The 9,101-nt window shown below is 44.9% G+C and carries 9 protein-coding genes; 7 read left to right on the forward strand and 2 right to left on the reverse strand.

The genetic code is table 11. From position 1 onward, the window contains the following. Positions 1-93: 93 nt before the first annotated feature. The 3 genes from Q0081_RS03485 to Q0081_RS03495 all read left to right on the forward strand — a co-directional run bounded on the left by Q0081_RS03485 (position 94) and on the right by Q0081_RS03495 (position 3,127). Complete coding sequence (locus tag Q0081_RS03485; protein ID WP_298349351.1) at positions 94-279, forward strand: hypothetical protein; 186 nt, start codon at positions 94-96, stop codon at positions 277-279. A 415-nt stretch (positions 280-694) separates the two neighbouring features. After that, positions 695-1,078, forward strand: a complete 384-nt coding sequence (locus Q0081_RS03490; RefSeq protein WP_298349354.1) for a hypothetical protein — start codon at positions 695-697, stop codon at positions 1,076-1,078. 918 nt (positions 1,079-1,996) lie between these two features. Next, complete coding sequence (locus tag Q0081_RS03495; RefSeq protein WP_298349356.1) at positions 1,997-3,127, forward strand: hypothetical protein; 1,131 nt, start codon at positions 1,997-1,999, stop codon at positions 3,125-3,127. Between the two features lie 94 nt (positions 3,128-3,221). On the opposite strand, the gene thrA is transcribed toward Q0081_RS03495, so the two are convergent. Next, positions 3,222-5,684, reverse strand: coding sequence for a bifunctional aspartate kinase/homoserine dehydrogenase I (gene thrA, locus Q0081_RS03500; protein ID WP_298349359.1), 2,463 nt, complete (start codon positions 5,682-5,684; stop codon positions 3,222-3,224). Between the two features lie 127 nt (positions 5,685-5,811). Between thrA and Q0081_RS03505 the strand changes: the two genes are divergently transcribed. Together Q0081_RS03505 and Q0081_RS03510 are read left to right on the forward strand one after the other, a co-directional pair. Next, on the forward strand, positions 5,812-6,402 hold the full coding sequence (locus tag Q0081_RS03505) for a Uma2 family endonuclease (protein ID WP_298349362.1): 591 nt from the start codon (positions 5,812-5,814) through the stop codon (positions 6,400-6,402). Between the two features lie 108 nt (positions 6,403-6,510). Next, on the forward strand, positions 6,511-6,747 hold the full coding sequence (locus Q0081_RS03510) for a PspC domain-containing protein (protein ID WP_298349364.1): 237 nt from the start codon (positions 6,511-6,513) through the stop codon (positions 6,745-6,747). An 83-nt stretch (positions 6,748-6,830) separates the two neighbouring features. Here the strand turns inward: Q0081_RS03510 and Q0081_RS03515 are convergent, their stop codons facing one another. Beyond that, the gene (locus Q0081_RS03515) at positions 6,831-8,051 is read right to left on the reverse strand and encodes an MFS transporter (protein WP_298349367.1); all 1,221 of its coding nucleotides are present in this window, start codon (positions 8,049-8,051) and stop codon (positions 6,831-6,833) included. 245 nt (positions 8,052-8,296) lie between these two features. On the opposite strand from Q0081_RS03515, the gene Q0081_RS03520 reads away from it, so the two are divergent. Both Q0081_RS03520 and Q0081_RS03525 read left to right on the forward strand, forming a co-directional pair. Continuing rightward, positions 8,297-8,755, forward strand: coding sequence for a hypothetical protein (locus Q0081_RS03520; RefSeq protein WP_298349371.1), 459 nt, complete (start codon positions 8,297-8,299; stop codon positions 8,753-8,755). Then, positions 8,725-9,030, forward strand: coding sequence for a hypothetical protein (locus tag Q0081_RS03525; protein WP_298349374.1), 306 nt, complete (start codon positions 8,725-8,727; stop codon positions 9,028-9,030). The genes Q0081_RS03520 and Q0081_RS03525 overlap by 31 nt, the downstream gene beginning before the upstream one ends. The last annotated feature ends 71 nt before the right edge of the window (positions 9,031-9,101 follow it).

Raw genomic sequence — 9,101 nt, forward strand, 5'->3', positions numbered from 1 at the left:
ATAACAATAGTTCGCTACGATTTTGGTAGATTATAAAAAATAAAGGGTAAAGAAGTAGCTTTGTTTTGCGAACCAAAACTTACTTTTTACCCCATGAGCATAACAACACTCACGAGTACAATATTGAGCAAAATGTCCGATGTAGGCAAATGGCAGACGATTTTTTTTATAGACTTAACCCATTTATGGTTAGGATTAAAAGGTCGCTATCATTTTGAGAACTTGTCTCGTCAGGGCGATATGAGTTCAGAGAGTTATCGGGCTAATTTTTCAAAATAATTTGATTTTAAGGCATTTAATTTAGAATTATTCAAGTATTTAGGCTTAGAAAAGATTTGGGGTTTTGATCCAACCTTTTTGAGCAAATCAGGCAAAAAGACCCCTGGCATGGGCTATTTCTGGTCTGGGTGTAAGCAAAAAGTAAGTCGGGGCATTGAGTTGGCCGGTTTAGCGATTGTGGATGTAAAAAATCACAGTTCCTTCCATTATTACGCAACACAGACGATTTTGTCCAAAGGGCAGGATTTGCTGGCTTACTATGCTGATTTGCTGGTCAAGGACGCTTTTAATCTAATGACTGTTTCCAAATATGTAGCGGTTGATGCGTATTTTTCAAAAAAGTCATTCATTGATTCAGTCAGTCAAACAGGTTTACATCTGATCACTCGCCTGCGAGATGATGCGGTCATGTATTATGCCCTACACAGGACCACAAAGTACAGGCAGAGGCCGCAAGAGGCAATTTGCCGGCAAAATAAATGCAAAAAACCTTGATTTAAGCCAATTCAGAGCTTGCATTCAAGAAGAGACTTGGACGGCTTTTGAAGGAATAGCTTATGCCAAAGCACTAAAAAGATGGATCAAAACCGTCATTATACAGCACTATAATACCGATGGCAGCATCAAAAAATGTAAAATCTTCATTGCTACCGATTTAGCCATCACAGGTGCTGATCTGTACTTATATTATCACCTGAGATTCCAAATTGAGTTTGTTTACAGGGATACTAATCGCAGCGGCGAACCGCCAGCACTTGGGGCTAACTCATTGCCAGTCCACTCAACAACAAAGGCTTGATTTCCATCGCACGGGCGACCCCGCATAACTTTGCCTTGACATTACTTTCATTAGCCAAAATAACACATTGGCTATCGCAGCCACTTGAAAACAGAAAGCCGTTTTCTATTCAAGACATTAAGTCGCAGCGGCGAACCGCCTCAATATTTCAATGAACGTTTTTAAATTTATTTTTTAACGTGTTCGGTATTTGCCCCGAACAGCAGGAAAATAATCCTAAAATATCAACGCTAACTAATTACGCTAAAATCGCTGCTTAATTCGTAGCGAAGTATTGAATATGGGACTAACTCTATAAAAGTTGGCAAATTTGAAAGTGGTGTAATTTACTCAACAGACAAATATGGTACTAACTCCACAAAAATTGGTAAAACTGAAAGTGGCGGAAATATATGTGGTGGTGCTGCTTTGATATTATTATTGTAAAATCATGTAATAAATGTATTTCGCTCACACTGAAACCGATTTTCTATGAATTGAACCAGAACATCAAACCGTGGTTCTCATCATTGCTCAAAATGTGGAAAAAGCTCATATATTAAAATTCGGAAGAATGGGGAATATAGTTAAAATAAATATTTTTACACCGTTGGTGGCATTCTCACCACCAACCTCCTCACCTTCAGTCTTTAGGAGAAATAAAAAAAAACTTAGATAACAAACCCAACCTCCGATTAAGTATCTTGCAATATCACTTACTCCCAAACACCCAATACCATGAAAAACCCCAAATTAATTGCGCAATGGAAGAGGTTTTTGATAGATATTATTCAGGGCAGAATCAAGATTGACTTGGTAGCAGTAAGCTAAAGAAAGAGGTTGCGGGGCCCGCAATGGTAGGAATACCAACCTCGGAACAAGTTCTGCATCTGTCTATTTTTACTATTTTTGCACAAATAGACAGATTTCATTATCAAATTGAGAACACTTACCTTCTTTTGGGGGCTGCTGTTAGCAGCTACTTCATACGCTCAACTTTCCACCATCGACGTCACCGACCAAACCATCAAACTCGGGCCTATGCAGGAACAGGAATTGCAGTTTGGCTTTGCCGCAGGTGATAAAATAGTGTTTCAGTTCAAAGAAATCAACGGCAAAGAGCTCAAAGAAATCGAAATTGTTGAATACCCCACCACCTCAAAGTTTTCGGACTACAAAACCACCCAAGTAGACAGCAAAACCATTCAGGTAGTGAAGCAGGGAGCGTATTTGTTTCGGTTTAAAAATGGAGCACTTACGGGGCGAATCTGTAAAATCAACATCCGGCGAATTCCCGCCGGCGAGGCCACGGTCAACTTCAACACCGCCGTGTCGTGGGAAGATAAACAGGAAATTACGTATAACACCTATACCAAAGATGTACCGGCAGGATATGACACCACGTACACCCGAAAAACCAAAAAAGTGATGGTAAAATCCGAGCAACGCGAAGAATTGGTGTTTGACAAACCGCAACGCGTGCATTCCTCGGCCAACACTAACGGCAATAAAGCGTCGCTGTCGTTTACGCTTCCCAAAAATGGGATTACTCCTTACAAAACCACCAAGGTTGTGTCGTGGGCGTATTGGGTGGGCGTGGGCAATGAAGCCAACGAGGCATGGAAACAAAACTCCAAGATCATTGTGAGCATTGCTAAAGGCGCAGCGGCCTATTTTACGACGCCGCTTGGTGCATTAGCAGCAGGGGTCGTTACCGACTTGGCCATTCCCAAAATGGGCGAAGATGTGTACTATGCCGTAGCCGACAAAACCAACCGAGATTTATTTATGGCAGGCCAGCCTCATCGCGTCATCGACCAAGGCAAGGGTGTCGCGGGTTTTCGGAAGTTTTCCGACCCTGCTTTGTGCCAAGGAGCGTACTACATTTTGCTTTCTAACGACAACCTTGTGCAAGGAGTAGATGCGTCGGTCAAAGTGATTGCCATCGTAGAAACAATGACCTACGAAGACAAGGTCATCACTGAAACGACCCTTACTCCCCGCTACGAGAAAAAAACGTTTTCAGAGCCTGTCATCAAAACCGTACGAATGCCCGTGACCGGGAAGTAGTCTGAAAGATCCATAAACTTTAATACTGGCTCCACGAAAACGCAAAAAGCCGGCTTAGGCCGGCCTCTTGACTGTATCTTGAATGGCAATAAAACTACGCCAAATAACTGCTGATACTCATGACATCGGCAAAAACCCCCGACGCGGTCACTTCCGCACCGGCACCCGGGCCTTTGACCACGAGCGGGCGCGTGTTGTAACGCTCGGTCGTGAAGGAAACGATATTATCAGCCCCCGAAAGCGAATAAAACGGATGGTCGGCATCCACCGTACGGAGTTGAAGCGTGGCTTTTCCGTTTTCGAGGGTGGCGATGTAGCGCAGTTTTTCACCTTTTTCGGTCGCATCCTGCAATAACGAACCAAAATAGTCGTCCGAGTTTTCCACCTCCGTAAAGAACGCATCTACTGTTGGGGCCTGAAGGCAATTTTCGGGCAAAATAGGCGCAATTTGAATGTCGCTCATTTCGAGCGCTACGCCCGTTTCACGCGCCAAAATCAGGATTTTACGCGCTACGTCCAAACCGCTCAAGTCGTCGCGCGGGTCGGGTTCGGTATAGCCTTTCACTTTGGCTTCGCGTACAATGTCCACGAAGCGCGTTCCTGGTACGAAACTGTTGAAAATAAACGACAGGGTTCCGGACAAAATCGCTTCAATCTTCACGAATTTATCCCCACTCGACATCAACCCTTGAATGGTATTGATGATGGGCAAACCGGCACCTACGTTGGTTTCGTACAAAAACTTCACGCCTTTTCGTACGGCCGTTTGTTGCAGACGACGGTACTCGGCGTAGCTGCTGGAGTTGGCCACTTTGTTGGGCGTCACCACCGACACGCTGGCGTCGAGCAACGGAAAATAATATTGGATAATGTCCTTGTCGGACGTGCAGTCAATAAATACGCTGTTGGGTAAGTTGAACTCTCGAATCCGCTGCACAAACGCCGATACGCTCGTTGTTTTGCCGTTTTCTTCGAGGTCTTTCTGCCAACTTTCCAACGGAATACCTTCGGGATTGAGGTACATTTTTTTGCTCCGTGCCAACCCGACCACGTTTACTTTGAGCAATTTTTCTTTGGCCAAATAATCAGACTGTGCGGCCAATTGCCGCAGGAACGTACTGCCAATCAGGCCCGTACCCACAATAAATAAATTCAACGACCTTACTTCTGATTGAAAAAACACCCCGTGAATGGCATTCAACGCTTTGGAAAGGTCATTTTTCTGAATCACCACCGAGATATTCAACTCCGAAGAGCCTTGTGCTGTGGCGATGACGTTGATACCGTTTTTGCCCAACGCCGTAAACAGTTTTCCCGAAACCCCCGTACTGCGACGCATTCCCTCGCCCACGATGGCGATGATGGACACGTTTTTCTGAATCTGAATTCCGTCGCGGTCAATGTCGCCTGCGTTGATTTCGGGCGCAAACACCTGATCCAAAACTTCCTTCGCACGGTCTGCGTTTTTAGGGTCAATGGCAAAACAAATTGAATGCTCGGACGAAGCCTGCGAAATTAGAATCACGCTGATTTTATGCCGCGACAAGGCCGAAAACAACCGCGCTGACACGCCGGCCACGCCAATCAAACCGCTTCCTTGTACGTTGACCAACGCAATGTCGTCAATCGAACTGATGCCCGTAATCGCAAAAGGAGTTTCGTCAGAAGTGTTGTGAACCGTCGTTCCTGCCGAAGATGTATTGAATGTATTGAGAACCTTGATCGGAATATTTTTAACAAAGGCCGGTTGCAAGCTGGGTGGATAAATCACTTTGGCCCCAAAGTGACTCAATTCCATAGCTTCCGCGTAGGTAATGGTTGGAATCGTGAAGGCATTGGAAACCTTGCGCGGGTCGGCGGTCATCATGCCGTCCACGTCGGTCCAAATTTCAATCACGTCGGCATCGAGCGCCGCGCCAAAAATGGAGCCTGTATAATCCGAACCACCGCGTCCGAGTGTGGTGGTGATTCCTTCGGCGGTAGAGCCGATAAAGCCCGTAATGCACTGCAACGCATCGGTTTTGGCAAAATGTGATAGAATCTGGGCATCAGTGACGGCAAAATCTACTTCTGCGTAGCCAAAATGGTCGTTGGTGTGCACCAAATTCCGAGCATCGCAAAACTCCGCCTTGACGCCGCGGCCTTTGAGCGCTTCGGTGATAATGGTGGTAGAAAGACGTTCTCCGAAAGACATCAACAAATCCAGCGTCCGCGCCGACATTTCGCGAATGAGGGAAATCCCTTTCAATAAATCTTCCAATTCGTTGACCAACCCGCGTACTTTGGCAATGGAGCTGCTTTGGTTTTTGATGTCTATCAACCCACGAATGGCGGCAAAATGCTGGTCTTCCACGGCTTTGAGCGCGTCAAAATACTCGGCATTTCCTTTGGCAGCCATGCGGCCGATTTCAATTAATTTATTGGTAACGCCACCCATGGCCGAATACACGACGGCAATGCGTTCGCCTTTGGCAATATTATCCTGTAAAATCTGAATGAGCTGTTGAATACTTTCGACTGAGCCGCACGAAGTGCCGCCAAACTTGAGGACTTTCATTTAATCAATGAGTGAGTGAGCGAATTATGAATTTGTGAATGGAATTTACTCCGTTACTTAGACTGCAAATATAGTGCTGGGATAGGGGAAATTCGTATTTTTGTTGCAAACAATCCCTTTTTAAGTCATGTCTGCCGTTGAACAAACACTTTCGCCCCATGATTATCTGCAATTGGAACGCGCTGCTGAATTCAAAAGCGAGTACCACCGAGGTACAATCACCTTGATGGCCGGTGCGTCGCGCAATCATAATCGCGTTAATGAAAGCCTTTCTATTGAGATTGGCACTCGACTCAAAGGGAAAAAATGCCAATCTTTCTCGCGAGACTTTCGTCTTTGGATTCCCGACGAAGAATTTTATACGTATCCTGATTTGACCATTGTGTGCGGCAAACTTGAATTGTTGGATGATGAATTTGATACCATGCTCAATCCTTCGACCATTATTGAGGTGTTATCCAAAAGTACCGCCCAATATGACCGAAGCGAAAAATTTGAATACTATCGTACCATTCCTTCCTTCCGCGAGTACGTATTGGTGGACTCTCAGCGCGTTAAAATTGAGGTTTGGCGCAAGTTAGAATCTCCCAGTGTATGGGCATTGGTGCAGGAAACACGACGTTTGGACGATGTACTGCAATTGGAAGCGCTTGACTCTCCTATTGCTTTAACTGATATTTATGCACAAACCGTGGGGCTAATGCAAATGAATCCCTAAAATTCGTCCCCAAAAACTTCCATCCATCAAGCCCCTTTTCCATTGGTTATAATTGAGTTGCGCGGAATCGCTGCTGTAGTGCACCTTTGACTCAAAATAATAACAGCCATGGAAACTAACAAAATATACCGCATTATAAATCAATCAGTTATCGGGGGAGTAGCCGCTGGGTTTGCGCATCATTTTCAGATAGACAAGGTACTGGTACGCATCTTGTTTGTATTGGCTTTTTTCTTTACCGCAGGGGTACCTGTTACAGTAGTTTACATCATTTTGTGGGCAGTATTGCCCAAAGCCATCAAAGAGACAAAAGATGAAGATGACAAAGACATCGTCAGGCTTTAGGGTTTCGAGTAACAGTGTTTGCAAACGAGTGCCGGTTCTTGGAAGAATCGGTATTTTTTTGTTTTCAGCTTCGTAGAGACTCACTACACTCTATTTTCACTTTCAACCAGCGTTTGTACCCACCGAAAACCCACAAAGGCAATCAACATAAAACCAATAATCACTCCCCAAAGCACGTAATAGCCATAAGTAGCGGCGATTTGCCCCCCCAAAACAGGCGCAGCTACCTGCGCAATGGAATAACACATGGAATACAAAGCGGAATATTGTCCACGAGTCCGGTAGGTGGAACGCTCCATGGTGAAGGAATTCATAAAAGGCATTGCTAACATCTCGCTCAGAGTAATGGTCACCACCGTAAAAGGCAATATCCACACAACGCCCTGAAAAACAACAAATAACAGATAACTAAATCCACAAAGCAATACCCCCCAACTGATAAACGTGAGTTTGGGACGCAGGGGTTCAATGTTGTAAATCAAAATCATCTCAAACGCTGCCACCAACAGACCGTTGACTCCCAATAGTAAACCGATGTAAAATTCGTTGACGTGCAGTTGTGTTTTCCAGAAAACGGGAACAATACTGAAAAACTGCATAAATCCAATGGCAAAAAGGATGGTAAACACCACAAAACGTAGGTAAACACCATCACGGAAGGCCGATTGAGGAGCCGTAAGCGTAGCTTTTTCGGTGTGCTCGTCTCTATGGGCACTGTTACGATTTTTGACCAATAATGCCAATACCAACGCCGCAGCAATGTTCGTAATGCCATCGGCAATAAACAGGTATTTGTAGCCAATGGTCGCAAAAAAACCGCCCAAAGCCGGTCCGATGGCCCAACCCAAATTAATAGCCAACCGATTGATGGCATACGCCCGTGTGCGGTTTTCGGGTGTGCTATAAAACGCAATGGAAGTGGAATTGGCAGGACGAAAGGCTTCTCCTACCAGACTCAAACAAAACGTAGAGATACATAAAGTAGGCAACGTTCGCATTTGCATCAGCACAAAAAACATCAATCCGCCCAACGCCAAACTGGCCATTTGAACGTAGTAATGACCCACTTTATCGGTCAATTTCCCACCAAAATAAGTCCCTAAAATCCCACCGGCGCCCGCACAGCTCACCACCAAACCGGCATTGGGAAGGCTGAAATGAAGGGCTTGGGTCAAGTACACGCTCATGAAGGGAATGACCATTGTTCCTGAGCGGTTGATGAACATCACGAAGGCTAAAAGCCAGATTTCGCGGGAGATTCCGCCGTACGCATTTCGATAAAGTGTGGCTGTTTTCTGTAACATAATGCGACAAAGTTAACAGTCAGTCGGTTCAAAACCGACCGACTGTTAAAAATCTACTACTACTGCCCTGTTTGGTGTTATCACCAAATAGTAGATACGCAAAGTCCGATTGGTAAAGGGATGTTGGTGTTTTTCCACCAACATCGGTATCAAATGGCCAATCCGGTCACAGTTCGTTTATTAAGACCTTCGGGTAGCAATTAAAGTCCGTAGAAATTAGATAGGAACGAACAGGTAAAGCCTTTTTGGGTAAAGCGAAATTTCAAAAAGGCTACATTCTTTTCTCTCCCATGGTTTCTCGATTCACTTTCCTGCTTGTATTTCTCGCCGGCTTTTCTCACGCCCAAGTCACTATATGGGCAGACTCAACGGCCGCACCCGTCCTGTTTGCCGTACAAAAACTCAATCGGGTTTCAGTACAACAGGGTCAAAAGTTAATCGTCAAAGAAAAGGAAAAAGCCACTGTTTGGGTAGTTTCTCAAGCTGATTTACCAAAATCTTTAACAGCATTCATTACAGAAAAAGAATGGGCTGCTATTCAACCGGAAGGATATGCTCATCGGTGGATTAAGAATAAAACCCAACTCGTTATTTTAGCAAAAGATGCCTTGGGTGCGCAATACGGCGTGCTGGAATTGGCGGAATATTGGCAGATAAACGGCACGTATAAATCTTGCCCAACAAAACTGAGAATCCGAAGTTAGAATACCGGATTGTCAAGTTCAACGTGCCTTGGTCGCCTTACCGCGATAGCCCTGCCACCAAACTTCATATCGAAACTTGCCGTGATTTGCGCTATTGGGAAAAATTTCTGGACATGATGGCCGAAAATCGACTGAATGTGTTGTCGCTATGGAACAACCATCCGTTTCCGTACCTGATTCGTTCCACCAACTTTCCGTTGGCTACATCGTTCAACGAAACAGAAATGAAGGGTGTACGAATGTATGCAGGATTGCTTCCTAAGCGGCCATTCTGACCAATTGAATTACCTCATCCCATTGATTACTAAGGTTTTTTGTTCTCAGATTTAAAACTTGCTGTGCTCCA

This window comes from Runella sp., assembly GCF_027484545.1.
Taxonomy (GTDB): Bacteria; Bacteroidota; Bacteroidia; order Cytophagales; family Spirosomataceae; genus Runella.

Bases quoted from the DNA above. Each gene is read 5' to 3' on its own strand.
- Q0081_RS03485 (WP_298349351.1), top strand. From the start codon at position 94: ATGAGCATAACAACACTCACGAGTACAATATTGAGCAAAATGTCCGAT.
- Q0081_RS03490 (WP_298349354.1), top strand. From the start codon at position 695: ATGCCCTACACAGGACCACAAAGTACAGGCAGAGGCCGCAAGAGGCAA.
- thrA (WP_298349359.1), bottom strand. From the start codon at position 5,684: ATGAAAGTCCTCAAGTTTGGCGGCACTTCGTGCGGCTCAGTCGAAAGT.
- Q0081_RS03505 (WP_298349362.1), top strand. From the start codon at position 5,812: ATGTCTGCCGTTGAACAAACACTTTCGCCCCATGATTATCTGCAATTG.
- Q0081_RS03510 (WP_298349364.1), top strand. From the start codon at position 6,511: ATGGAAACTAACAAAATATACCGCATTATAAATCAATCAGTTATCGGG.
- Q0081_RS03515 (WP_298349367.1), bottom strand. From the start codon at position 8,051: ATGTTACAGAAAACAGCCACACTTTATCGAAATGCGTACGGCGGAATC.